The sequence below is a fragment of the Mesorhizobium sp. 131-3-5 genome (assembly GCF_016756575.1).
Taxonomy (GTDB): Bacteria; Pseudomonadota; Alphaproteobacteria; order Rhizobiales; family Rhizobiaceae; genus Mesorhizobium; species Mesorhizobium jarvisii.
Genome location: NZ_AP023254.1, coordinates 2,846,778 through 2,871,508, shown reverse-complemented (window position 1 = coordinate 2,871,508; position 24,731 = coordinate 2,846,778). Strand labels below are relative to the sequence as shown.

General features: G+C 63.1%; 23 protein-coding genes. 15 read left to right on the top strand and 8 right to left on the bottom strand.

Annotation, left to right across the window (positions count from 1 at the left end):
- The first annotated feature begins 96 nt into the window (after positions 1-96).
- The 5 genes from JG747_RS14010 to JG747_RS13990 all read left to right on the top strand — a co-directional run bounded on the left by JG747_RS14010 (position 97) and on the right by JG747_RS13990 (position 8,026).
- Entirely contained in the window at positions 97-876 is a 780-nt protein-coding gene (locus tag JG747_RS14010) for a PP2C family protein-serine/threonine phosphatase (RefSeq protein WP_069093485.1), read from the top strand.
- On the top strand, positions 873-3,500 hold the full coding sequence (locus tag JG747_RS14005; RefSeq protein WP_202362015.1) for a serine/threonine-protein kinase: 2,628 nt from the start codon (positions 873-875) through the stop codon (positions 3,498-3,500). The genes JG747_RS14010 and JG747_RS14005 overlap by 4 nt, the downstream gene beginning before the upstream one ends.
- Before the next feature lie 12 nt (positions 3,501-3,512).
- The gene (locus JG747_RS14000; RefSeq protein WP_019859812.1) at positions 3,513-4,013 is read left to right on the top strand and encodes a DUF1036 domain-containing protein; all 501 of its coding nucleotides are present in this window, start codon (positions 3,513-3,515) and stop codon (positions 4,011-4,013) included.
- The gene (locus tag JG747_RS13995) at positions 4,010-6,433 is read left to right on the top strand and encodes a M23 family metallopeptidase (RefSeq protein ID WP_202362014.1); all 2,424 of its coding nucleotides are present in this window, start codon (positions 4,010-4,012) and stop codon (positions 6,431-6,433) included. Before JG747_RS14000 ends, JG747_RS13995 begins: the two co-directional genes overlap by 4 nt.
- Before the next feature lie 270 nt (positions 6,434-6,703).
- The gene (locus tag JG747_RS13990; RefSeq protein WP_202362013.1) at positions 6,704-8,026 is read left to right on the top strand and encodes a caspase family protein; all 1,323 of its coding nucleotides are present in this window, start codon (positions 6,704-6,706) and stop codon (positions 8,024-8,026) included.
- Between the two features lie 84 nt (positions 8,027-8,110).
- Here JG747_RS13990 and JG747_RS13985 read toward each other — a convergent pair whose 3' ends face one another.
- Entirely contained in the window at positions 8,111-8,614 is a 504-nt protein-coding gene (locus JG747_RS13985; RefSeq protein ID WP_019859816.1) for an OmpA family protein, read from the bottom strand.
- Positions 8,615-8,826: 212 nt separating this feature from the next.
- On the opposite strand from JG747_RS13985, the gene JG747_RS37815 reads away from it, so the two are divergent.
- Positions 8,827-9,363 carry a DUF6931 family protein gene (locus JG747_RS37815; RefSeq protein WP_156315148.1) on the top strand — a complete coding sequence of 179 codons (537 nt, stop codon included), beginning with the start codon at positions 8,827-8,829 and terminating at the stop codon, positions 9,361-9,363.
- Positions 9,364-9,416: 53 nt separating this feature from the next.
- On the opposite strand, the gene JG747_RS13975 is transcribed toward JG747_RS37815, so the two are convergent.
- Positions 9,417-10,655, bottom strand: coding sequence for a caspase family protein (locus JG747_RS13975; protein WP_244748395.1), 1,239 nt, complete (start codon positions 10,653-10,655; stop codon positions 9,417-9,419).
- A gap of 7 nt (positions 10,656-10,662) precedes the next feature.
- A complete protein-coding gene (locus JG747_RS13970; RefSeq protein ID WP_019859817.1) occupies positions 10,663-11,763 on the bottom strand; it encodes an OmpA family protein in 1,101 nt (366 codons plus the stop codon).
- Positions 11,764-12,303: 540 nt separating this feature from the next.
- Here JG747_RS13970 and JG747_RS13965 point away from each other — a divergent pair.
- The 3 genes from JG747_RS13965 to JG747_RS13955 all read left to right on the top strand — a co-directional run bounded on the left by JG747_RS13965 (position 12,304) and on the right by JG747_RS13955 (position 15,359).
- The gene (locus JG747_RS13965) at positions 12,304-12,738 is read left to right on the top strand and encodes a hypothetical protein (RefSeq protein WP_019859818.1); all 435 of its coding nucleotides are present in this window, start codon (positions 12,304-12,306) and stop codon (positions 12,736-12,738) included.
- 606 nt (positions 12,739-13,344) lie between these two features.
- Entirely contained in the window at positions 13,345-13,743 is a 399-nt protein-coding gene (locus JG747_RS13960) for a c-type cytochrome (protein ID WP_051726851.1), read from the top strand.
- Positions 13,744-13,802: 59 nt separating this feature from the next.
- A complete protein-coding gene (locus tag JG747_RS13955; protein ID WP_202362012.1) occupies positions 13,803-15,359 on the top strand; it encodes a bifunctional aminoglycoside phosphotransferase/ATP-binding protein in 1,557 nt (518 codons plus the stop codon).
- An 18-nt stretch (positions 15,360-15,377) separates the two neighbouring features.
- On the opposite strand, the gene JG747_RS13950 is transcribed toward JG747_RS13955, so the two are convergent.
- The gene (locus JG747_RS13950) at positions 15,378-18,059 is read right to left on the bottom strand and encodes a bifunctional acetate--CoA ligase family protein/GNAT family N-acetyltransferase (protein WP_202362011.1); all 2,682 of its coding nucleotides are present in this window, start codon (positions 18,057-18,059) and stop codon (positions 15,378-15,380) included.
- Positions 18,060-18,209: 150 nt separating this feature from the next.
- Between JG747_RS13950 and JG747_RS13945 the strand changes: the two genes are divergently transcribed.
- From JG747_RS13945 to JG747_RS13925, 5 genes are all read left to right on the top strand, one after another.
- Positions 18,210-18,434 carry a DUF302 domain-containing protein gene (locus tag JG747_RS13945; RefSeq protein WP_202362010.1) on the top strand — a complete coding sequence of 75 codons (225 nt, stop codon included), beginning with the start codon at positions 18,210-18,212 and terminating at the stop codon, positions 18,432-18,434.
- Between the two features lie 11 nt (positions 18,435-18,445).
- Complete coding sequence (locus JG747_RS13940; RefSeq protein WP_202362009.1) at positions 18,446-20,305, top strand: heavy metal translocating P-type ATPase; 1,860 nt, start codon at positions 18,446-18,448, stop codon at positions 20,303-20,305.
- A 15-nt stretch (positions 20,306-20,320) separates the two neighbouring features.
- A complete protein-coding gene (gene trxC / locus JG747_RS13935) occupies positions 20,321-20,770 on the top strand; it encodes a thioredoxin TrxC (protein ID WP_202362008.1) in 450 nt (149 codons plus the stop codon).
- 82 nt (positions 20,771-20,852) lie between these two features.
- On the top strand, positions 20,853-21,239 hold the full coding sequence (locus JG747_RS13930) for a hypothetical protein (protein WP_032921232.1): 387 nt from the start codon (positions 20,853-20,855) through the stop codon (positions 21,237-21,239).
- 28 nt (positions 21,240-21,267) lie between these two features.
- Positions 21,268-21,858, top strand: a complete 591-nt coding sequence (locus JG747_RS13925; protein WP_027047146.1) for an NAD(P)H-dependent oxidoreductase — start codon at positions 21,268-21,270, stop codon at positions 21,856-21,858.
- A gap of 164 nt (positions 21,859-22,022) precedes the next feature.
- Here JG747_RS13925 and JG747_RS36965 read toward each other — a convergent pair whose 3' ends face one another.
- From JG747_RS36965 to JG747_RS13910, 4 genes are all read right to left on the bottom strand, one after another.
- Positions 22,023-22,121: a sulfocyanin-like copper-binding protein gene (locus tag JG747_RS36965; RefSeq protein ID WP_236952301.1), complete on the bottom strand. Its 99-nt coding sequence runs from the start codon at positions 22,119-22,121 to the stop codon at positions 22,023-22,025.
- On the bottom strand, positions 22,111-22,512 hold the full coding sequence (locus tag JG747_RS13920) for a hypothetical protein (protein WP_020628957.1): 402 nt from the start codon (positions 22,510-22,512) through the stop codon (positions 22,111-22,113). Before JG747_RS13920 ends, JG747_RS36965 begins: the two co-directional genes overlap by 11 nt.
- A 116-nt stretch (positions 22,513-22,628) precedes the next feature.
- Complete coding sequence (locus JG747_RS13915) at positions 22,629-23,612, bottom strand: zinc-dependent alcohol dehydrogenase family protein (protein WP_019859830.1); 984 nt, start codon at positions 23,610-23,612, stop codon at positions 22,629-22,631.
- Between the two features lie 51 nt (positions 23,613-23,663).
- The gene (locus JG747_RS13910) at positions 23,664-23,837 is read right to left on the bottom strand and encodes a hypothetical protein (protein ID WP_019859831.1); all 174 of its coding nucleotides are present in this window, start codon (positions 23,835-23,837) and stop codon (positions 23,664-23,666) included.
- Positions 23,838-24,070: 233 nt separating this feature from the next.
- On the opposite strand from JG747_RS13910, the gene JG747_RS13905 reads away from it, so the two are divergent.
- The gene (locus JG747_RS13905; protein WP_064986077.1) at positions 24,071-24,712 is read left to right on the top strand and encodes a helix-turn-helix domain-containing protein; all 642 of its coding nucleotides are present in this window, start codon (positions 24,071-24,073) and stop codon (positions 24,710-24,712) included.
- Positions 24,713-24,731: the final 19 nt, after the last annotated feature.

The window sequence follows — 24,731 nt, the reverse complement described above, 5'->3', positions numbered from 1 at the left end:
TTTCGGTACTCTAACGTATGCGCTTGTGGCAAAGTGGCATCGGCACGCCGCCCATGATTGGTCACAGAGGACGCTCGCGAAGCGCTTGGTGGCAAATTGAGTTCTGTCGCCCTTCCCATCGAAAGCTTCGGCGTAAGCCATAAGGGCTGCGTGCGCGACCACAATGAGGACAACTACCTGATAGAGCCGCAGACCGGCCTGTGGGTGGTGGCCGATGGCATGGGCGGGCACGAGGCCGGCGAGGTCGCATCGGCCAGCATCGTCGATCATCTGGCAACGATCGGCATTGCAAGCTCGGCGCCGGACCTTCGCGCGCGCTTCGAAGACCGGCTGAGCCGCGCCAATTCCGAGATCCGCGACATCTCGCGATCCCGCGGCATCACCATCGGGTCCACCTTCGCGGCCTTGCTTGCAATGGACGGACGCTTCGCTGGCCTGTGGGCCGGCGACAGCCGCATCTATCTGGTCCGCAACGGTGTGATCTTTCAGGTCTCGAAGGATCACACCGAGGTCCAGGAACTGCTGGACCGCGGCATGATCAGCCCGGAGGAAGCGCTTACCTGGCCGCGCCGCCATGTCATCACCCATGCCGTCGGCGTCAGCGATGAGCTCGAGATCGATTTCCAGCAGGGCGAGCTGATGCCGGGGGATGTTTTCGTCCTGAGCACCGACGGACTGACGGCGCATGTCAGCGACGCCGAGATCGAAGCCGCAGTGATATCCGCAACGCCGCAAGCGGCGTGCCGAAGCCTGCTGGAGACGGTGCTGGCGCGCGGCGGAACCGACAATGTGACCATCGTACTCGTGAAGATCGGCGGCGGTCGCAACGGCGCGCTCCATTCGGATCGGTCCGGAGCGGAGAGCCTGGCGAGATGAGCGACGACGACAAGACCCGGATATCGACGAACGACATCTATGCCGGCGTCGGCACTCAGCTCAGCGGCATTTACGAACTCGACGAGAGGATCGCCTCCGGCGGCATGGGAGAGGTCTATCGCGGCCACAACATCCAAACCGGCGACCATGTGGCGATCAAGATCGTATTGCCCGAATTCGCCCGCGATCAGACGATCCTGTCGCTGTTCCGCAAGGAAGCGTCGATCCTCAATCACCTGTCGCATGACGCAGTGGTGCGCTATCACGTCTTCACCATCGATCCGAGGATCGGCCGCCCCTATCTGGCGATGGAGTTCGTGGACGGCCAGTCGCTATTCGACGTAATGCGTCGCGGACCGATGCCGGCGGAAGAAGTGCGGCGACTTTGCCATCGCCTGACGTCGGGGCTCGCGGCCGTGCACCGGGCGGGCGCGGTTCACCGCGACCTCTCGCCGGACAACATCATCCTGCCTGGCGGGCAGGTGGAAAGCGCCAAGATCATCGATTTCGGCATAGCCCGGTCGGCGACCGCAGGCGGTGAAACGCTGATCGGCGGGAAGTTCGCCGGCAAATACAATTACGTCTCGCCCGAACAGCTCGGTCTCTATGGCGGTGAGGTCAGCGAGCAGTCCGATATCTATAGTCTCGGACTGGTGCTCGCCGCGGCATTGCGCGGAAAGCCGCTCGATATGAGCGGCTCGCAATACGAGGTGATCGAGAAACGCCGGACCGTGCCGGACCTGTCTGACATCGACCCCGATTTCCAAGAGCTCATTGCCGCGATGCTGCAGCCGGATCCGCGGGATCGGCCTGCCAGCATGGCCGAGATCGCCAGGGCAACGCGTGGCGAGGATGTCGACGTGACATTGCCGCCGGCATCGTATGGTCCGCGTGACCGCGCGGGCTTGCCGCGCGCCGGCTGGACGGCGCTGTCCGACACCGGGCCGCAGCCTTCGACGTCCGCGGGCGAAAAGCACTTTGTTGAACATGTGCGACCGGCGCATCTGTCACAACCACGGCCTGCGCCAGCGCCCGCGCCGGCCAGCACGCCCATGCCGGCTGCGCCGCGAAAATTGTCGCGGATGCCGGCTGTCGCCGGCGGCCTCGTGACGCTGGCGGTCCTGTTGGGCGGCGGCCTTTACTTCAGCGGCATCCTGGCGCCTCCGCCTGCCGAAGAGAAACTCAAACCGTTGACACCGAAGCCGGTGCCCAAACCCGTTGTTGAAGCCCCCAAGCCGGTGGCTCAAACGCCGCAGCCGGAAGCATCGAACCCTCAGCCGCCGATGCAGCCTCAGCCAGAGCCTTCAAAACCCGACAATGCCGCCACTATCGAGACGGTGAACCCACCTGCCCTACCGGATGCAGAGGTGAAGACCCCAGTGCCGGCCGAGAACCAGGCGGACGCTACGGGCCAGCAGAAACCGGAGGCGGCCAAGCCTACCGAAATCCCCATGCCGACCACCAGGCCCGAGGTGCCGCCGGCAACAGAAGCACGGCCACCCGCCGAGCAGGCGCCGGTAGCGCCGCCCGTCGGCAAGCCTGCGCCGCCCGAAACCACGGCCAACAGTCAGGCGCAAGCGCCCCCGGTCGAGACCAAGCCTGCCCAAAACCCGACCGCTAACCCACCGAAGACGTCCACGCCAAGCCAGGCGGAGGCAGAGAGCAAGCCGGCGCAGCAGGCAAACCCGCCGGCGACAGAACCCAGCGCAACGGACCTGGTCGAGATCCTTTCCAAGCTGGCCAAGCCGGAGGCTTCCTCGCCACCGACCTCGGAGAGCCGGTTGCCGGCCCAGCCGACCAGCCCGCCGGCTAAACCGGTGGCCCCGCCCCCGGCCGCCAGCGAGCCGACACCACCAACCTCGCCCCAAGAGCCGACACAGGCAGCGCAGCCGTCCCAGCGACCGCAGCCGCCGGTAACCACACGGCCCGAAAATACCGAAGTGGCGATCAATGTGCCAAAGCCGGCGGTTCCGCCGGCGAAGCCGGTCGACGAGGCGGCGCAACGCGCCTCATGGGTGCGCGACTTCAGCGGCGGCGACTGTTTCTATGCGTCGCTGACATCGCAAACCGCCAGCTCCGCCGCCATCGAAGGCCTCGCAACAGCCGTGCAGCCCTTCGAGCAGATGCTCAATGATTTTCGCTCGAGGTTCCATCTCGAGCCGGACATCAATGTCCGTCTCATCGAACAGCCCCAGTGTGAAGTGACCAACTTCCTGCGCGTCCTCGACCGGAACCGTGTGGAAAGTCCGCGGCTCGTTCTCGACCGGACATCGGTGCCGGATGGCGCGCCGATCAGCGGCACTCTGGTAACGCGTGGCGGGTTGGTTTCCAACGTCATGTTAATCGACCACAGGGGCATCGCCTTCAACCTCGATGATCGCATCGTGGCGCAGACCGACAAGGCGACCTTCAACATCCCGATCGGTCTAGGCGCCGCCGACAAGGCGGCCGGCAAACCCCTGCCGCAGATCATGCTGGTGATCACCGGACCAAAGGACGTTCAGGCCGCGATGTTCTCGAGACCGACACCGGTCTCCGAGCTTTTGCCAAAGATCCTCGAGGAGATCGGCGCCGACGGCCCGCAGTTCTCCGCCACCGCCAAATATTTCCAGCTCGGCGGATAGATATGAACGCCGATGGACCTTCGCCCCTCGCATTCATTTTGCCAGCCTTCGTCACGCACAAAGCGTAGCTGGTTTCGATTATTGGCGGACTTCTCCGACCGCTTGGCATTTTCCGCGCTGTTCGGCGCGGCGCTGCTCGTTATCTTCTCGACCAGAAGCGCGCATGCCGAATTCACCGTCTGCAACCAGACGCTCGACGTCGTCAACCTCGCCGTCGGACAGAAGGTCGACAATGCCGACCAGACCGATGGCTGGTGGACCATCGGCGCCAACCAATGCGTGAACGTCATCCGCGAGGAACTGGCCAACCGCTACATCTACCTCTACGCGACCGACGTGTTCGGCCATGCGATCCTCAACGGATCGACCGAGATGTGCGTTGATCGGCGCCGCTTCTCCATCCGTGGCATCGAGGAGTGCTGGCAGCGCGGTCATATCGCGGCGCGTTTCGTCGAGGTCGACACGCTGGAGCAGGTGCGCTGGACCTATTTCCTGACCGGAAACAGCCCGTGACGCACAGCATCGACACGAGCTTCAAACAGAAGAAGCTGGCACGCCTGGCCGAGCGCAGACGCAAACTCTGGCGCCGCGTTCTTGCTGGCGTTGCAACGCTCACCGTCATCGCGATCGCCACCGGCTTCTATCTTACGAAGGACAACTGGTCGTTCGGCGACGAGGATGAGGAACTGCATCCCGTCGAAGGCATGGAGGACGTGCCGCCCGACGCCTCGGTCTATGTGCCGGCCATCATCGACCTTGCCGGTGATCCGATGTGGATCACGCTGGCGCCCGATGCGGACACCGCCACGAAGGGCCACACGGTTGCGCGCCCGGCCGAACTCGACAGTTCCGGGGCCTCGCCGCAGATCGAGATTCTGTCCGACGTGATGCTGAGCGCCAGCGAGAAGTTCATGACGACGATCCCGTCGACGCAGGAGGATTTTGCCTTCTTCAAGGCGCAGCGGCAGCCTTCAACCGCAGCACCAGACGATCAGCAACCGACCTCGCCCGCACCTGCTGCGGCGCCCAACGACCAACCGGGCGATCTGGCGAACGACCTGCAGGCGCCGCCGGACGCGGGCGAGCCCCCCGCCGGTTCGGCGCCCAAGGCCGACGCAGACGACCCCGAGGCCGGCTGGGGGGAGACCATCGACCAGGGCGAGGCAGCGCTCCCCGCCTTCAAGAAAACCGCGATCGAGAACAACACCACCGTCGCGACCGTCACCAGCGAATATCAGCGCTTCGCGGCGACAGAGGACACTTTCGTGAAAATCCTCAACGACCGCAGCCTGGATAGCGTGGTGCTCGACGCGCATTTCTCAGCGGACGACGCCAGGCTTGCGGGCGAGGCGCTGAAAGCGCTGTTCAAGCGCGACGGGCTCGAGTCCGGTTTCGTGGTCGCCATGCGCGGCTTCCGGCCGAATCGCGAGACGACGACCATGTCGCTGATGCAGGTCTCGGTCTACGCAAGGAACGTCTATGTCGGCACGCTGACGCGCAACGCAGCGGGCGCCTTCGTTTCCGGCGTCGACCCCTGGGTTCGCGAGGACCTCTTCAACTATTCGGGTGCCTCCGACCAGGGCGGACCCAAGCGGCAGTACCGGCTGCTCGACGCAATCTACTCGACCGCGGCGCGCAACAAGGTGCCGACCAGCGTGATCGGCGAAGCGATCATGTATCTGTCGAGGGGACAGGATCTCGACGCTTTCGCCAGCGAGGACCAGCGCCTGGTGATGATCTACTCGCAGACGCCGCGCGACCAAGGCGAGATCTCCGGACGGGTGCTTTACGTCGGCGTCCTGGGTAAGGACAAGAACCTCGACTGCTTCGTCTTCCAGCAAAGTGACGGCCAGTATGCCTGCGTGACCGGCGATGATCAGGTTCGCTCGCTGAACGTCACCAACGGCATGGTCACGCCGGTCGCCGGGGTGATGACGTCGACCTTCGGCCCGCGCAAGCATCCGATCCTCGGCACGGTTCGGATCCACAAGGGTGTCGACTGGGCGGCTCCGGTCGGGACGCCGGTCATGGCGGCCTTCGACGGCGAGATTTCCTTCCAGGGCGATGGCGGCAGCTACGGCAATCTGGTGAAGATCACGCATGCCAACGGCCGCGAGACGCGCTACGCGCATATGCAAAAATTCGCCATCGCCAGCGGTGTCGGCACCAAGGTGAAGGCCGGCGACGTCATCGGCTATATCGGCACGACGGGGCTTTCGACCGGCCCGCATCTGCATTTCGAGCTCTACGAGAACGGCGAGGCGATCGACCCGCTCGGGACAGTCACCACCGTCGCCACCGCCGTTTCCGTCAGTTCCGGCGGGCCCGGCGATTCCGCGGTCGAGACGCTGACCGACCGGATCGTCCATGTCGAAAGCGGCGGCAGCGCCCGCGCCAAGAACCCCAACTCGTCGGCAACCGGCGCCGGCCAGTTCATCACCAAGACCTGGATCCGGATGATGAACACCTATCGTCCCGACCTTGCCCGATCGCTTTCGACCGCCGACCTGCTCGCGCTTCGCTATGACGCGACGCTGTCACGCGAAATGGTGCGCAACCTGGCGCGCGAAGGCGAGGCCTATCTGCGCGCCCGCGGCCACCAGATAACCGCCGGTCGCCTGTATCTTTGCCATTTCCTCGGCATGGAGGGGGCACACCAGGTGCTGGCCGCGTCCGGCTCGTCGCAATTGAGCGCTGTTCTGGGCGCAGCCGTGATCCAGGCCAACCCGTTCCTGACCGGCAAGACCGTCGGCTACGTCATCGATTGGGCCGAGCGGAAAATGGGGCAGAAAGTGCCGCGCGTGGTGACCGATCAGAGCCAGCCGGCGACAACCACGACCGAGGTCCGGCAGACGTCGCCGGAGTTCGAGAAATACAAGCAGGCGATAACCGCGTTGCTCAATTCAATCCAAGAGACGCTTGAGCCGGGCTGAGCAATTCCAGGAAAAGTGTGAACAGAACGGCTCACCATTTCCGTGAAACGGTGAACGGTTCTAGTGGCCGTCCCGGCTCAAAGGCGGCACGATCGCCTGGTCGATCGGTTTCGACAAATATCTGCGGAAGCCGGGGGATCCGGTGAACCTAAGCTGTCGTCGGGGCTACACAAGCCTGAGAGCCATTTTTGGCCGAAGCGACTTCGTCGCTGACGAATTGAGCATGCGCAGAGATCCATAGCGTGCCCCGATGGGCAGGAGGGCTGATCCATGAAACTGTTTGCCATCCTTTTGAGCGGAGTTGTCCTTTCCATCCTTGCCGCCTTCGGCGTCCAGGCCGCAACAGCCGAGAGCAAGCGTGTCGCGCTGGTCATCGGCAACAGCAAATATGTCAACGCCGTTGCCTTGCCCAACCCGGCGAACGATGCCCACCTGATTGCGTCGACGTTGCGCAACGCCGGCTTCGACGTGATCGAAGGTGTCGACCAGGACAATGCCGGTATGCATGGCCTGATCAGCAAATTCACCGAAGAATCCTACAACGCCGACCTCGCGGTCATCTTCTATGCCGGCCACGGCATGCAGGTCGACGGCAAGAACTATCTCATACCGGTCGATGCCGACCTGACCTCGCCCGCCTATCTCAAGACCCGCACGGTTCAGATCGACGAGTTCATGGCGGCGCTGCCTGCCGATCCCGCCGTTGGCATCATCATTCTCGATGCCTGCCGCGACAATCCGCTGGGTCGTACCCTGGCTGCGGCTCTGCCCAAGAGCCGCTCGCTTGGCGCCGGCCTCGCGCCGGTGGATGCAAAGGCAGACGGCGTCGGCACCGGCGGTGTCTTGATCGCCTACGCAACCGATCCCGGCGCTATCGCTTTCGACGGCGACGGCGTCGACAGCCCCTACTCCCTGGCGTTGGCCAAGCACCTGACCGAACCCGGTGTCGAGATTCAGAGCGCGCTGACGCGCGTGCGCGGCGACGTGACGGAAGCCACGCAGGGCCGGCAGCGCCCATGGCACAACGCATCGCTGGGACGCGAGGTTTTCCTTGGCAAGCCGTCGGCACAGGCCGCGGGGGCGCCGATCGCCGATGCAGCCAGGACGACGGCCTCGCCCGCCCCCGCGCCGATCGCAAGCGATCCGCCGTCCTGGCAGGTTGAGCAGCGGCTTTGGGACGAGGCTTCGAAAAAGAATGCCATTCCCTATTACGAGGCCTATCTCGACCAGTTTCCAAGCGGCCGCTTCGCCACGGTGGCAAGGCTCGACATCGACCAGTTGAAGGGCCCCGAGGCGGGCAAGCAGGTCGCGTCGCTCGACACGAACGATGCGAACGCGAATCCCGGCTCGGCCGTTCGCACCTCGGCCGCCGACCAGGTCCGCACCGCACCACCGAAGAAACAGGTCGTGCACAAGACCCGCACGCTGAAACCGATGGCGCAGCGGAAACCGCGAAGACAGCAGATCGTCGAGCGCTGGCGCAACAGGGAGATTGTGATGCGCGACGAGCCGCGGAGAGACAACAATGACTTCCTGACCAAGGCGCTGATTTTCGGCAGCGGCGTCGTGATCGGCGGTGCGATGAGATATTGATCATAGTCAGCCAAAGGGAACCCGCGTTGGACGAGTTCCCTTTTGCCGCTATCGCTGTTGCCGGATCGGCCTGGCGGCGACCGCTTACTCGGTCCTGATGCGCATTTCCACGCGCCGGTTGACCGGATCGTAAGGATTGGCGACCCGCGGGTGCGACTTGCCCAGGCCGATCGCTTCGAGCCGCGCCGATTCAACGCCGTTCGCTTCGAGGAAAGCGGCCACCGACTGGGCCCTGCGCTGCGACAGGTCCTGGTTGTAGCGATCGGGGCCGGTTGCATCGGTATGACCTTCAACGACAAAGCTGAACGTGCTCAGCCGATTGTCCTTCAGCGCCTTGGCGAACTCGTCGAGTTCGGTGCGCGCCGTCTGGTCGAGTTGCGCGGAATCAAGGGCGAAATTGATCATCATGTCGAGACCGGTCTTTTGTGCAGCTGAGCCAGTCTTCTCGGCCTTGCTCTTGCACTCTTCCTCGGTGCCGACGCAGATGCCGCGCGCGGCACCCAGATTGCCGGACTGTCCGGCGAAGAACTTGACGATGTCTTCTGATTTCTGAAGCGGATCGGCAAAGACGTGCGTTGCAAGAAGCATGGCCGCCAATGCCAAGGCTGAACTGCCCCATCGCATGACCGTCACTCCTGTCTAAGAGGATTTCGCTGGCGCGCATCATATCAAATCGGGAAGCGATTGTCTGTGAACAAACGCATGCCGCTCGTGGCCGCCATCTGCCAACGACTGACGCTTGACCGGCGCTCGGCCACAGGCTTGAGTGCTGTTCTGGTGGTTCTTGGGGTGTGGCAGCCATGGCCAATGAACTCGGATACAGAACGGCACGGGATCTGTTTCTTGCTTGTCCCGCCATCGCCAGGGACATGAAATCGCTGGCCACGGGCCAGCCGCCGCTTGATTTTTGCCGAGCCCTGCTTGCCGGGCGCGTGCCGGAAGAAGCAGTCACGTTCTGTGCCTACCTTCTGCCCGAGCGAGCCGCCGTCTGGTGGGGACATGAGTGCCTGAGCAATCTCGCCGAGCTCCTCGCGGACCGGGATCTCGAATTGCTGGCGCTTGTCCATGACCGCGTCGGCGAACCTGACAATCCCCACCATCAAGCCGTCCTGAGCAATTCCCTTGACCTGCCGCCGGCAACACCGGCCGCCTGGATCGCTCTGGCAGCGGTGTGGCGCGACCCGACTCTCGACATGGTGTCGACCGGATTTCCTGCCGCTCATGCCGTCAATGCCGGAATTCTGGCCGGGTTGGCCCGCGCCTCGCTGGCGGACCGGTTTTCCGTGCTTTCGGCCTTTGTCGAAATGGGCATCCAGATGGCGGAGATGGAGGCGTAACGGCATTCGCCGATCCCTACGCGCCACCCGTCATTGCTGGCCTCAGGCCGGCATTATTTGCAGCCGCCTTGCGCCCATCTGGCCAGCGCGACCTTGAAGCGCGTACCAAGCGGATGCTGCAGGCGCAGGACCGAGACGTCGTTGGCGGCGAAATTCTTCGCCTGCTCGCAAAGGCGGACCTCATTCCACTCATGGCAGTTGTCGCAGTGCTTGCCTTCCCAGACCGATTTGTCGAGGCCTTCCACCGGACTGAAAAGCGGTTCGCTCTTGATCAGTTGGGCGATGCTCTTGCCGTCGATCGCCGGGTCGCCAAACTTGACGGGACGATCGAAAAGGATAGGGCCGTCGGTAGCGAGCTTCGGGATTTTCGCACGCAGCGTATCAAGCGCAAGCTGGTCGGTGTTCTGGCCTGGCGAAGCGCCGGTGTTGCGCGTGTCGGATCCGGCTTCAGCTTGCGGGGTGCTCGCCTCGCCGACGATCAACGGCGCGTTGAGATCGACCTTGTGCAGGACGACCTCGGTGGTCAAAGAGACATTGATCCAGGGGCGTTGCTTGCCGGCGGTCGCCTTGAAGACGTCGCTGGTCACTCTGTTCATCGCTTCGGTGATGGAGACATTGGATTCCCCAATGTGCTGAAGCAATGCCGTCGTGAAGGGCGAGTGGTCGCCGGACCCGTCATAGGCGAGTTGGTTGGGACTGGCGGCGAAGGCGACGAGCGTTCCGGCGCCGCCATTCTCGATCGGAATTTCCGCAAGGCCGCTGCTTGCACCCTTGATGCCGGCGGTCTTTGCCAGCACATCGGCCAGAGGATTGTCCCGGCATGCGTCCAGAAACACCAGCCTTATGCTTGTCTCGCGAGACATCTGGCGCAAGATGAAATCGACCGACACGGCCTCAAAGTCGAGCGAGGTCTCGTCCTCGAGCGCGGCATCCACCGGAAGCAGATAGTTCTTGCCTGAAACCTGCAGGCCATGGCCGGCATAGAAGAACAGCGCCACATCGGCGCCGCGCACCTGCTTGGCGAACTGGGCGACCGTGGTCTGTGTCTGCTGCTTGGTGAGATCGAAGCCGGAGACCACCTCGAAACCAAGGTTCTGCAGGCGATCGGCCATCGCCTGGGCATCGCGTGCAGGATTGGCGAGCGGCGCGGCGTGCTGATATTGCGAGTTGCCGAGCACCAGCGCGATACGGCGCTCGGCACTGGCGGCCGTCAAAGTCAAAAGCAGGACGAGCGCGACAAGGCCGGCGCCGCGAAGCAAGGCGGCGCAAAACGCGATTGTACGGGAACCCACCCCGACCTCAGTTCGCGAGCTTCGTGGCGGAGAATTCGATCCGCCGGTTGAGCGCCTTGTTTTTCGGCGTGTCATTGGCGGCAACCGGGCTCTCCTCGCCATGGCCGGCGGCACTGATCTGCTGACGCGGCACGCCACCGGCGACCAACGCATCGGCAACCGCCTGCGCGCGCCGTTCGGAGAGCGCCTTGTTGGCCTCGGGCGAGCCGTCCGAGTCCGTGTAGCCGGAGACCTCCACCTTCAGGGTCGGGCATTTGCCGACGACACCTTCAACTTCGGTGAGCAGCGGACGGCTCTTGGCATCGAGCCGGGCGCTAGCCGGACGAAAGTAGATGGCGCCGGTGCGCGACAACACGGCAAACCGGTTGAGGCACTCCTCGTCGCTGAAATTGGCCTTCGCGGCGTCGGTGGCCACGGGACCGACACCGGTGGTGCCGGCAGCGACTGTCTGCACCGCGGCCGGCTTGCTGCCGTCGGCGACAAAGACGAAGTCGAAGGACACCGAGGCGGTGGGCACGATGTTCGTCACATTGGCGGCCTGCTGCAGCTTGTCGACGTTCGGCAGCAGGCCGAAATCCTCGACATGCACCGCGACGGGAGCCTCTGAGGCGACAGAAACCTGAGTGTCGCTGATCATGGTTACGACGACGCTCGCCTCCAGATCCTTATCGACGCCGTGCAGGCTCAGCCGGAACGGCAAGCTTGCCTTGATCCGGCGTTTGGCCGGCAAGTCGGCAAATGCGGCCGGGTCGACCTTCGCCGTCAGCTCGGCCGTCGGATATTTGAATGTTTCGAAGAACAGGAAGCGCATGCGCACATTGCGCAGGTCGACGCCCGTGTCGACGGAATTGAGATCGAAGCTGACCTTGGCGTCACCGGCGGAACTCAGCGTGCCGGTGATATTCCTGATCTTGTTGGTCTCGACGATCGTGTTCTTCTTGACCGACTGATAGGTGAGCACCGAGGCGTCAGGATCGAGCGTCCAGTTCGGCGCGGCGTTGGCGGCGTGCGGTTCGAGCAACAGCAAGCCCAACAGCGCGGCAAGGACCAAGCTAAAGGCTGCGGCCTTCGCGCGCACTTTTCGACAGAATGCGACGACTTCGAACATGGAACGCCCCCGCCAGGACAACCTATCTCGATACCGCAGGAGATGGGAGCATAGAGCACTTGCCCTTGCTTGGCGAGCGGTTCGAGTCGGCCTCGACACATAACGTCAACCTGCCGTGCGCTCATCCCCATTATCGAATGTCGGCCACATGGGTTCCTCCAAACAAAGGAGCCGCTGAAACTAGGTTTTGTTGCAGGGCTTTTTCTGGCCCTTCCGTGAAGTCCTGAAGCGATGCGTGGCGCGCCTCCTCGTCCCCGCGCACACGCTTCACACCGCCGATCTGCCCTGGCTTGAGCCATTGTGCGCCGGCTGCACGAAATCTGTCCCTGCCGTTGGAACATTAGAGATCGATGACGGTTCTTTCGCTTTATATGCCGCTGCGTGCTGTCGGCTGAAGGTCGCTTGAGCAACCCGAGCGGCTTGCGCCCATGATCTCTTAGCCGCGAGCTCTTGGACGTCGAGCTGAAGACCGTAGGTCGAAGACGACAGGCTGCGGACGCCGCTGAAAGCTAAGAACAAAACTAAGAACAGGAGCTAGTCATGAAACACCAGACACTTGAGGAACTGCAGTCGATCGCCGACATCAATCCGATGGCGCCGGCCCTGCTGATGACCAGAGAGCAGCGGATCGAACGGTGGGCGGAACTGCTCGAAATGAATCCGTCGCGCTGCCTGACCGCGCTCACCGGTACCGAGCATCTTAACTCCGGGCTCCGCGAAGAGGCACGGGCAACCGGGTCGCCGATCACGGTTGCCTTCGATGATTCATTGCTGCGTCAATCGGGCCTGAAATCGGACACTTACGGCGAAGCCAAGCGCTTCTTCGAACTGTCCGACTGGCAGTTGCACGACATCGTCTGCAGTTGCCACGCCGGTGCCACGATGCGGGCCGACTGGGCGGCCGGCAGGGTGCGCAGGACGCTTGGAGGCAGCAAGGTTCTCGCATGGCTGAGAAGTTTAATGGCGCACGGTTGAGTGCCAAACGTTAGGCCAGCGAAGACCCGCGCCGCCGCCTCAGCTGCAAATTGCCAGCTGGCGAGGCGGCGCTCGCTGGCTTGCGGGGTTTTGCGGAGCAGGTCCTAGAGTGGGGCCGGTGAACCATATCGGCCTTGCTGCGTCGTACGAACTGGTTCTGGTGGAGTGCATCGATGGTCAGGCTCCTTCTCGTCGCGGCTGCGGCACTTGCCCTCACTTGCGGCGGGACAGCGGCGGCCAAGCTGGACCTCGCCACTATCAATCAAGCGCAATTCTCAGCCGAAAGATCGAAAGGCTTCAGCCCAGTTATCCTGAAGGCGCAGATACTTTTGGATCGCGCCCGTTTCTCGCCAGCCGGGAGGCGGCGTACCACCCGCTCAATGGTAGCGTGATGAGGAGAACGTAAGGGAGGCCGTGTCCGGCACGAGCCGCGAGGTCGAGCCATCGTTTCTGTGGATCTTCGATCCGGGCGCAGCGCCCAGCCATCGGGCCAGTAGACGAGGAATGACCAACGGCAACACGGCAAGGCCTACTCGAGATTGATCCCGATCAACGTCTGCGCGCGCGGAACGCCTTAGCCTGACCCAAAGGCTGGAGGCGGATCAAATGAGATTCCGGACGACGATGGGTTTCTTCGCGTTGACGCTGAGCGCCGCGGCGGCACAGCAGATCAGCAACGGAGAGCAGGAATATCTGAATTCCTGCGCCGTCTGCCACGGCGTGGACGGCAGGGGTGACGGACCGATGGCTGAATTGTTGCGGAAGCGCCCTGCGAATTTGACCACGCTCACGAGGCGCAATGGCGGGGAGTTCCCCTACTGGCGGGTCTACGCGACAATCGACGGCCGCGGCCTCGTTCCGGAGCATGGCGAGCGCGACATGCCGGTCTGGGGCAATCAGTTCCTGCCTGACGACGTGAAGAAATACGGTCCCTACGGTGGGGAGGCCGTGACCACGGAACGGATTCAAAACCTCGCCGGTTACGTCAAGACCCTCCAGCGCTAGCACGACACGCGGAGCTGGCGACTCGAAGGATAAGGCAACCAAAGTCAAGGCGACAGGCGATGATCGTTCAGAACCAAGACACCGTGGTCGACATGCTGAAGGACCCCGCCACCTATGGCGACGCTGGCCCGGTCGAGACGATCGAAACCCATATCTCCCGGATATTCCTTGTCGGCCAACGCGCATTCAAGATGAAGCGCGCGGTCAAGCTGCCTTATGTCGATTTTTCGACGCCGGAGTGGCGGGTCGCCGCGTGCGAAAAGGAAGTGGAGTTGAACTCCAGAACGGCTCCCGGTCTCTATCTCGATGTCCACCGCATCACGCGCGCGGGAGACCAGCTTGCCTTGGATGGATCGGGCGAACTGGTTGATGCCGTTATCGAGATGGTTCGCTTCGATCAGTCGAACCTCCTCGATCGCATGGCCGCCGCAGGGACGTTGACCCCGGCGCTGATGACGAATGTGGCGCGCAGGATTGCGCAATACCACCGCAGTGCCGACGTGATCCATGCCGCCGGCGGATCGGAGAACATCGGCGGCGTGCTTGCAATCAATTCAGCCGGATTTGCGACAAGCCACGTGTTCGATGAAACGGAGATCGATACGCTCAACGCGGCGTTTCGCGCCGCCCTCGCCCGCCATGCCGCTCTGCTTGACCGGCGCGAGGCGACAGGCCGGGTCCGTCGCTGCCATGGCGACCTGCATCTGCGCAACATTTGCGTCTTCGATGGCGAGCCTCGCCTCTTCGATTGCATCGAGTTCAACGATCAGATCGCCACCGTCGATGTCCTTTACGATCTCGCATTCCTGCTGATGGACCTGTGGCATCGCGGTTTTCCGGAGTTCGCCAATCTGGTGATGAATCGCTATCTCGACGACGCCGACGACGAGGACGGCTTCATCCTGCTGCCCTTCTTCATGGCGGTGCGGGCGGCTGTGCGTGCTCACGTGACCGCGACACAGGTCGAGGAGGGCAGCCAGGACTCAACAAAGCTGGTCGCCGACGCACGATCCTATTTCCAGCTTGCGCAAGTCCTGCTTGCCGAAACGCCGCCTCGGCTCATCGCGATCGGTGGTCTGAGCGGCTCGGGCAAGACGACGATCGCCGAGGCGCTTGCACCGCGGATCGGCGCGCCGCCTGGCGCCCGGATCGTCGAGAGCGACCGCATCCGCAAGGCAATGCATGGCGTGCCCGCTGAAACAAGACTGCCGGACAAGGCCTACCGGCCCGGCGTCTCTGAACGCGTCTATCGCCAGATCGCCTGGCGTTCGGGACTGATCCTTGCCGAAGGCGGCTCCGTCGTCGCCGATGCGGTATTCGACAAACCGAAGGATCGCGACAAGGTCGAACGCGCCGCGAACGAGGCGAATGTCCCGTTTGCAGGATTTTGGCTGGCCGCCGATCCGTCCGTGCTTTGGCGCCGGGTCGGCGAGCGCAAGGGCGGCCCGTCGGATGCCACGGTCGACATCCTGTCACGGCAATTGCAGCGCGACGCCGGTGCTTTGACCTGGCGCAAGATCGAGGCGGACCGCAAGGTGGCCGAAATCACCGCCGAGATGGTGGCCTTGATGGAAGGCATGGCTTCAACCGCGGTCAGCTTCAGAAAGACAGGATGAGATAGACACTGCCGTCGCTTAGCTGACCTCCAGCCTCGCTACAGACAGGCCCGGCTCGCTGGCATGGTGCGCAATCGAGAAGCCGAACTCGCGGCACATTGTGATCATCTTGCAATTTTCGTTGAGGATTGTGCCTTCGATACGACCGATGCCGTCAGCCTTCGCATAGTCGATGAGCTGTTTCAGCAAGTCCCATCCGAGGCCATGGCCCTGAAGATCCGACCGAACGAGCAAGGCATATTCGCCGGTCCTGTGATCGGGGTCGCAGGAAAGCCGGCCGATTGCGGCCAGCGCTCCCGTGTCCTTTTCCAGCGCGACGAAGGCGATGTCGCGATCATAATCCAGCTGGGTGAGCCGCTTCAACATCTGATCCGGAAAGTTCTTCCGGAGTGACAGGAACCGTAGCCGCAGATCATCGGGTGAAATCTTGGCCAGGAACGCAGGATAGAGCGCTACGTCCGCCGGCATGATCGGCCGGATGTGGAAGGAGAGGCCGTCGGAGAGAAGATCGCGACTCCATCCTGACGGATAGGGTCTGATCGCAAGAGCCGGATTTGGCGTCGTTTCATCCACCCGGCGCGGGTCGATTTCGATGCGGGCGTCGAGCGCTATCACGCCCTCTGCGTCCGCCAGCAGTGGGTTGATGTCGAGGGACACCAGGCAGGGAAAGTCGACGATCATTTGCGACAGACCGTTGAGCGCGGCGATAATCGCGGCTCGGTCGGCTGGCCTGCGATCGCGATAGCCGGCAAGCAGGCGGCCTATTCTGGTCGCGTCGATCGCGTCCGCGGCCAGCACGTCGTCAAGCGGCGGCAGGGCGATCGCGGTGTCGTTCACAATCTCGACAGCTGTGCCGCCGGCGCCAAACAGAATGACCGGCCCGAACATCGGATCCACGCTCATGCCCAAAATGAGTTCCTGCGCATGCTTGCGCGCGACCATTGCTTGCACGGTGTAGCCGTCCGGCTTCGACCCCGCCGCCTGCGCGCTCAAGCGTGCCTCGATCGACCGGGCGGCCTCCGCCGCCTTCTCGGCGGTCGCGATGTCGAGGACCACGCCGCCGACATCGGACTTGTGTGAAACCACCTTCGACAGCAATTTGACGACCACTCTTTCCGAGCTTTCGAGAAGCTCGCCGGCTGCCCGCGCCACTTCCGCGACGGTGCCGGCGACAATGGTTTCAGGCACGGCGATACCGTAGGCGGCTATCGCCGCTTTTGCTTCCGGCTCCGTCAGCATGCGCCGTCCTTCGCTGGCCACCTGCCGGAAAATCGCATGTGCGGCGGCCTTGCCGTCGGCCCGGTCATCACCTTGGCTCGAGGGCGTCCGCAGGAGCGCCCGCTGCGCCTGCGACCATTTGCTGAGATAGGACGCCGCGATCGCGGCGTCCTCCGGCGTCTCGAAGCAGGCGATACCGGCTTCCGTCAGGACGCGCCGGCCCTCTCGCGCGGTGTGCTCGCCCAGCCAGCACGCCAGAAGCGGTTTTCCTCCGATCTCGCCCTCGTCGCCGAGCTCGGCCACCTTCCTGGCCGCGCCTGCCGAAGAACCAAGTCCGGTGGGGCAGTTCATCACCAGGACGACGTCCGTTCCCGGATCCGCCGCCAAGGCCTCGAGCGCCGCCCCGTAGCGCTCCGGCGCCGCGTCCCCGACGATGTCGATCGGGTTCGCACGCGACCAGGTCGGCGGGAGCAGATGGTCGAGCCGCGTGATCGTCGAAGGCGCAAGTTCAGCCAACTCGCCTCCACGATCGACGAGCTTGTCGACGGCAAGAACGCCGGCCCCGCCGCCATTGGTGACGATGCCGACGCGTGCTCGCTCGAGGGGAGCGTGGCGCGCGACCGTCTCGGCCGCATCGAGCAACTCCGCGAGATCATCCACACGAAGCACCCCTGCCCGTCGCAAGGCGGCGTCCACCACCCTGTCCGCGCCAGAAAGCGCGCCTGTGTGTGTCGCCGCCGCCCTGGCCGCCTGTTCGTGCCGGCCAGGCTTGATTGCTATGACCGGCTTGAGGCGCGCCGCCGCCCGCGCGGCCGACATGAACTTGCGCGGATTGGGTACCGTTTCGAGATACATCACGATGGCGCGCGTGTGGAAATCGCCCGCCAGCATGTCCAGGCAGTCGCCGACGTCGACGTCCGCCATGTCGCCGAGGGAAATGATCCGGGAAAAGCCGACATTGTTCTCGGCCGCCCAGTCGATCAGCGACGTGGCGATCGCGCCGGATTGCGAGATCAGCGCAATGTTCCCGGGCCTCGCCGCCATATGGGCGAAACTGGCGTTGAGCTTCGCTGGAGGGACCATCAGCCCGACGGTGTTCGGCCCAATGATGCGCATAAGCGAGGGCTTGGCCGCATCGAGCATCGCCTGGCGCAGACCATTGGCGTGATTGAGCCCCGCGGTGATGACGACGGCAGCTCGCGTCCCCTTTTCGCCCAACTCACGCACGATAGCGGGGACGGTGTCGGGAGGGGTAACGATCACGGCCAAATCGGGAATGCCCGGCAGGTCGGCAACCCTACCGTAGCAACGGTGGCCGGCCACCTGCGAGTGTTTGGGATTAACCGGCCAAATCTCTCCCTCGAAGCCGCCGCCGACGATGTTGTCGAGGACAATGCGACCGACAGAGCCTTCGCGCCCGGTCGCACCGACGACAACGACGGATTTCGGTGAGATCGCGTATTCAAGATTTCGGATCGTCATCCCGGAAAACTCCTTGCCGTCACATTCACCGAAGGCGGCGAGCATTCATTGCGCTGGATCAAAGCGGCACCGGCCTCCTGCGGCTAGCTAAAGCGACGCTTGCGACCAAGCTGCTCTGTGGGCGAAGGTATTCCGTCGAAGGAGGCTCCTATGCGTTACTATCTCAGCAAAAACCTCGACATGCCGTTTGCCGCGGCGATCGAACATGTCACCAAAAAGCTTGCTGGCAAGGGCTTCGGCATCCTGACGAGGATCGATATCCAGCACACGATGAAGGTCAAGCTGGGCGTCGACTTCAAGCCCTACATGATCCCCGGCGCCTGCAATCCGCATTTCGCATGGCGGGCGCTGCAGGAATTGATCAGCGAACTTTGATGGCTGACGCCATGGACGAGTCCGTACTGCGGCGCGCGCTGCTGCTCATCGCCATAACGGGTCTGGCACTTGGGTTGGGCGTGTGGCGGAGCGGTACTGGTCCCCTCTCGCCCGACACAATCTGGACAGTGGCGACCCTGCCGGTCGTTGTCGTACTCGCCATCTCCATCTTGCGGGATTTTTGGATCGGCCGGATCGGCGTCGACGCGATCGCGCTGGTTTCGATGTCGGCGGCTCTGCTGCTGGGGCAGGCTCTGGCAGCGGTGGTTGTCGCCATCATGTATGCCGGTGGCACGGTGCTGGAAGACTTCGCGCGTGGTAGGGCGGAACGTAATCTCAGAGCGCTGACCGATAGGGCGCCGCGCGTCGCGCATCGTAAATGCGCACAGGGCACCGAGACGGTTCCGATCGAGCAAGTAGCGGTCGGCGACGAGCTTCTGGTGCGCGCCGGCGAGTTGCTGCCGGTCGACGGATTCCTGATCGACGCTTCGGCCGTGTTGGATGAATCGACAGTCACCGGCGAGCCCCTGCCGGAGCGTCGCGGCACCGGCGACGCATTGCGCAGCGGCACAGTCAATGCCGGCGAAGCCTTTTTCATGCGGGCCTCGGCCATCGCCGACAACAGCACTTATGCCGCGATCGTGCGCATGGTCGCGGCAGCGCAAACGGCCAAAGCGCCATTCATACGCATCGCTGATCGTTTCGCGCTGCTCCTGCTCCCGGTCACTCTCCTGCTCGCGGGTATCGCCTGGCGACTTTCGGGTGACCCGATCCGAGGGCTCGCGGTTCTGGTGGTCGCCACGCCTTGCCCGCTGATCCTCGCGGCGCCGGTTGCGTTCATCGGGGGCGTATCGCGCGCTGCCCGCGCCGGCATTCTTATGAAAGGCAGCGCGGCGCTGGAGGCGCTCGCCCAGATACGCACCGCAATCTTCGACAAGACGGGAACTTTGACGCTGGGCGGCGCCGAGCTGATCGAGATCGACGTCGCTCCAGATCGGCAAGCCGATGAAGTGCTGCGGCTGCTGGCCTCGCTCGAACAGGCCTCCCACCATGTCCTTGCGGATTCGATCGTCCGCATCGCCCGCCGTAGAAAGCTAACGCTTTCCCAACCTTGTGATGTCCGCGAGCATCGTGGAGAAGGCCTCAAGGGTCTGGTGAACGGGATGTCGGTCGCCGCCGGGTCGAGGCCGCTCGTTCTTGGGGGCGGGCCGCTGCCAGGATGGGCGGAAAGTGCTGAAAAACGGCACCGGAGCGCGCAAGTGCTGAGGGTGTTCGTGGCTTTGGATGGCCGACTTGCCGGTATCTTCACATTCGGAGACGCCATACGCGAAGATGCTATCGAAACGGTTGGCGCTTTGCGTGCGGTAGGCGTCACGCGGATAGTCATGCTCACCGGCGACGACAGCGCGGCCGCCGAAAAAGTTTCCGCTTCGCTCAAATTCGACGCCGTGTTTGCCGATGCCACGCCGGCGGACAAGGTCGAAACGGTCAAGGTCGAGAAGGCGACGGCGCCGACGATGATGGTCGGCGACGGCATCAACGACGCTCCTGCGCTTGCCGCGGCGACCGTTGGCGTCGCGCTCGGAGCTCGCGGCGGTACGGCCTCATCGGAAGCCGCCGATGTTGTCGTGCTGACCGATAGCCTGCAGCCGGTTGCGGAGGCGTTGCGGATCGCCATGCGCACGCGCGGTATCGCCCTGCAGAGCATCATTGTGGGACTGGCGCTTTCGGGCGCTGCGATGATCGCGGCCGCCATGGGGCACCTGACGCCAGTGGCAGGCGCGTTGCTTCAGGAGGGGATAGACGTCGCCGTCATCCTCAATGCGCTGCGTGCGCTTGGCGAGGGGCGTTTAGGGCACAGTCGGAAATAGGAGCGCCGAAAGGTCATGTCGCAGGAGAATCTGGTGGTTTGCACCAAATGCGGGGTGGTCAACCGCGTGCCGCGCGGCCGGAATGGCACCGACGCGAAATGTGGAAAGTGCGGTGCGCCGCTATTTTCGGGATTGCCGCAGGACATCGATGGGGCAAACTTCGATCGCCAGGTCGGGCGCGGCAGTCTGCCCGTGCTAGTCGACATCTGGGCTCCCTGGTGCGGTCCCTGCAAGATGATGGCGCCGGCCTATGAAGCCGCCGCCAAGGCCCTTGAGCCTCACGTTCGGCTGATCAAGCTGAATTCCGACAAAGAGCAGGCTATCGCGGCGAGACTGAGTATTCGCGGCATCCCGACGATGATCTTGTTTCATCGTCAGAAAGAAATAGCGCGAATCTCGGGCGCGATGAGCGCCAGCCAGATCGTTGGCTGGGTTCGCGAGCATATTCCGACAGGCACGAGCTAACCTTTCGCGAAGTCAGGCCATTTGACCTTGATCAAGGCCCAGCTCGGACGCTGCGATAGGAATGGCCTCGAAGGAGTTTGCCATGACCGCATTGCACGACCTCACCCCCAAATTCAGAAATATCCGCCTGCTTCTTGCTCGCGAAAAAGGCCATCCGGAAGGCGACCGCGAGGAAGGCTATGATGTGCTGGCACCGCTCACAGACGAAGGACGACTGGACGCCAAGGAATGGAAATCACACCAGGCGCTCTGCCGCGTCCGCCATTTCCGAGCCGGCGAAGACGATCTTATCGGGCGCTTGCGCCGCAAGCCGGGCGGACAATGGTTTTTCGACTATACCGAGGGCGACCGTGACGACGAGGCCGGATTTCACCTCGACGACGAATGCTTCGTGACCGGCGAGTATGTCTCGATAAGGCGCAACGGAGCCATGCACACTTACCAGGTCGCCCGCGTGGAACGGCCCTAGCAGTTTCTTGGTTGGTAGGAGCCAAGTGGTGCCTCGCCATATCCTCGTTGTCATCGGCCACCCCGATCCATCACCGGAGCGGCTCTGCCGGGCTCTGGCTTCTGCTTACGCCGATGGTGCTGAACGTGCGGGCCATATCGTACGCAGGATCGATCTGGCCTTGCTGGACATTCCGCTCCTTCGGACGATGCAGGAGTTCGAGCACGGAGCGATCCCCGACAGTCTCAAGGAAGCTGCCGAGGCGGTCGTCTGGGCGGAGCATTTCGTCTTTGTCTTCCCACTTTGGCTGGGCACAGTGCCGGCGATGCTGAAGGCTTTCCTCGAGCAGGTGATGCGACCAGGCACGGCGTTCGCCTACCCAGCCAAAGGCGAGGGTTTCGCCAAATCGTTGTTGCGTGGTCGCTCCGCCCGCCTGGTCGTGACCATGGGAATGCCCGCGGCCGTCTACCGGATCTGGTTCCTCAGCCACGGGATTGCCGGCATGCGACGCAGCATCCTCAACTTTGTCGGCATCAGGCCAGTAAGGGAAACGCTGTTCGGCATGGTCGCCAGCACGAGCAAGGCGAAACGGGCGAAGTGGATCGGGCAAATGCGTCTGCTCGGCGAGCGAGGGCTTTGAGGTCGGTGGCCGTAACAATCGCGAGAGCAATCGGGAGTGCTGGCTCCGGCCGACAAATGCCGAGCCACTTCTTGGCAGGGTGCCCTAAATTTCGAGCGAAACTGGCGATTTCACCCAAGCTGCGAAGCTAAAGCGGTCGCGGATTTCAGCCGAGAGCCACCAGCCTATGGATCAACTGTAAATTCGGCCCACATGCCGGCGCCGTAGTGGCCTGGCACGTTACAGATGAGCAGGTATTTTCCCGCTTTCAGATCAACGGTCAAATGATCCAGATTTGCCGGGATCCAGTTCCGAAACCACGCCCTTGTCGCCTGCCTTGTCTTCGTCGACCCGGTTCTCGGCGTCAATGTAAGGAAGGGACTTCTTCGGGTCGGCGAGAAACATCACGATCATTTCGTGAACGGTATCCTTGGAATCATTCTTCACCTTGAAGGTGACCCTTCCGGCTTTCAGGGCACCGGGCGAAACCTTCATGCCCATGGTGGCTTTTGTCATGTCCAGTCCTGGCGTCGCATAGACGAGGCCGATTGGCATCTCAGTACTTGCGCCTTTGTCCCAAAGGGAGACCTTGACGAGTGAAGCAGCTCGAACGGCGCCGGTATTGCAGGTGATGAGTATGGCTGCGACAAGTCCAAGCTTGAATATGGTCTTCATGACGATCCTCCATCCGGGTGGCAGGACAAGCATTTACATTCCCAGCCTATCCTGCTTGCGCGGTCGCGTGCTGTCCTTGCGCCAAGTCAAACTGGCCGGCCAACTCATCCAAGGCATCATGGCCGCAGAACCGCTGCGCCGCTCAGCCTGCCCATCCGCAAATCCTCCAGCGCCTGGTTGGCCTGCTCCAGCGGATAGACCTTTGTGTGCGTGCGCACCTGAGCGCGCTTCGCTATCGGGAAGAATTCCTCCGCGTCACGGCGAGTAAGATTGGCGACTGTAGCCAACTCTCTTTCTCCCCAGAGAAGTCGGTAAGGCATCGGCGGGATGTCGCTCATATGGATACCGCCGCAAACCACGCGGCCGCCTTTGCGCACAGCCCGAAAAGCCGCTGGCACCAGGTCGCCGACCGGGGCGAAAATGATCGCCGCGTCGAGCTCGGCAGCGGGCAATTCCTCGGACGACCCTGCCCAGACAGCGCCCAACGAGCGCGCGAATTCCTGTGCTTGAGCATCGCCGGACCGCGTGAAGGCGAAGATCTGACGTCCCTGCCAGACCGCGACTTGCGTGATGATATGCGCGGCGGCGCCGAAGCCGTAGATCCCTAGCCGCCTGCCGCCGCCCGCCTTCTTGAGACAGCGCCAGCCGATCAGCCCTGCACATAGGAGTGGCGCTAGCGACACTGGATCCGCCGTGGCGTCGAGATCGAAGGCGAAACGCTCGTCGGCAACGACATGACTGGCGAAGCCGCCATCACGTGTGTAGCCGGTGAAAAAAGGCAGATCGCAAAGGTTCTCGGCACCGGCGACACAATAGGGGCAATGCCCGCAAGTATGTCCCAGCCACGGAACGCCTACTCTCTGGCCAAGCCGAGACTGTGACACGCCCTCGCCAACAAGGTCCACGATGCCGACGATTTCGTGGCCGGGCACAAGCGGCAACTTCGGCCGCGGCAGATCGCCGTCAACGACATGCAGGTCGGTCCTGCAGACGGCGCAGGCTTCGACCCTGAGCCTTATTTCGCCCGGTCGCGGCGTAGGGTCGGGGCGATCCATAGCCTTCAACGGCGAACCGGGCTTCTCCAATACCATTGCCTTCATGACGTATCCTCGAAATGAGGAGTTGAACGCTCTGTCCGACGGGGAACGGTATTATCGCGAGTGCTTGCTCCTCGCCGCGCGCGGCCTGGTGTGGCGACCGAAGCCGTAGCTCGCGGCAACGCGACTGCGCTTCCGGGCGGAAAGCATTTCCGAATAAAGGCCCAAGGCGGCAATATAGGCAAGGCCGAGTATCCCAGCCCAGATTTCGACGGTGTCGGAGGTCATGACCAAATTCCCTTGGTTGGATGGTTGGTTCCGACTCGATAGTTGCCTTGCCGAGGCATGCCAGCCTTGATCGCGGTCAATCGCACAGAGAGCGCAACTAGGACGGCAAGACCTGGATCGATCGGGTGCTCTCGAGCTCGGCTCTAGGTAGTTTCCCGTAGGGACATAACCGAATTTCGGCGTTGCCGGTTTTGCGCGATTGCTGTTGTCACGGATCAACCGGGACCACAGCCATGTACGCCTCCGCCAAGATCGAACTGCCGTCATACCTCCCCCAGCAGAACCCAGCCGCCATCTTTGACGGCGCGACCGTGCAGCCGGTGAGCTTCTTCTCGGCAGGCGCCGAGATCTACGCCCAGGGCGAAAAGGCGGGTGCCCTCTACCAAGTCGAATTCGGCGCGGTCCGCATCTACCGCCTGCTCGCCGACGGCCGCAGGCAGATCAGCGCGTTCCATCTGGCGGGAGAAACCTTCGGGTTCGAGGCCGACGCCACTCACCACTTCTTCGCCGAAGCGATCAACGCAACCGGTGTCCGGACCTTCCGCGCTCCATCAGGCACGGATATGTCCCGCCAGCTGCTGCCTCTCGCGCTCAAGGGCCTGACCCGGGCGCAGGAACATCTCCTGGTGCTTGGCCGTCAGAACGCCATTGAGCGCGTCGCGGCATTCCTCGTCGAGATGTCGGAGCGTCAGGGCGGTTTGCGGCAGGTGGAATTGCCAATGTCGCGGAACGACATCGGCGACTATCTCGGCCTCACCATCGAAACCGTTTCGCGAGTCTTCACCCGCCTGAAGGAGAAAGGCGTTATCCGCCTGCTCAGCCTGCGCAACATCGAAATTCTCAAGCGCGATACGCTGCTGGCAATGGGGGAATGAGGCCATTTAAGCCAATCCC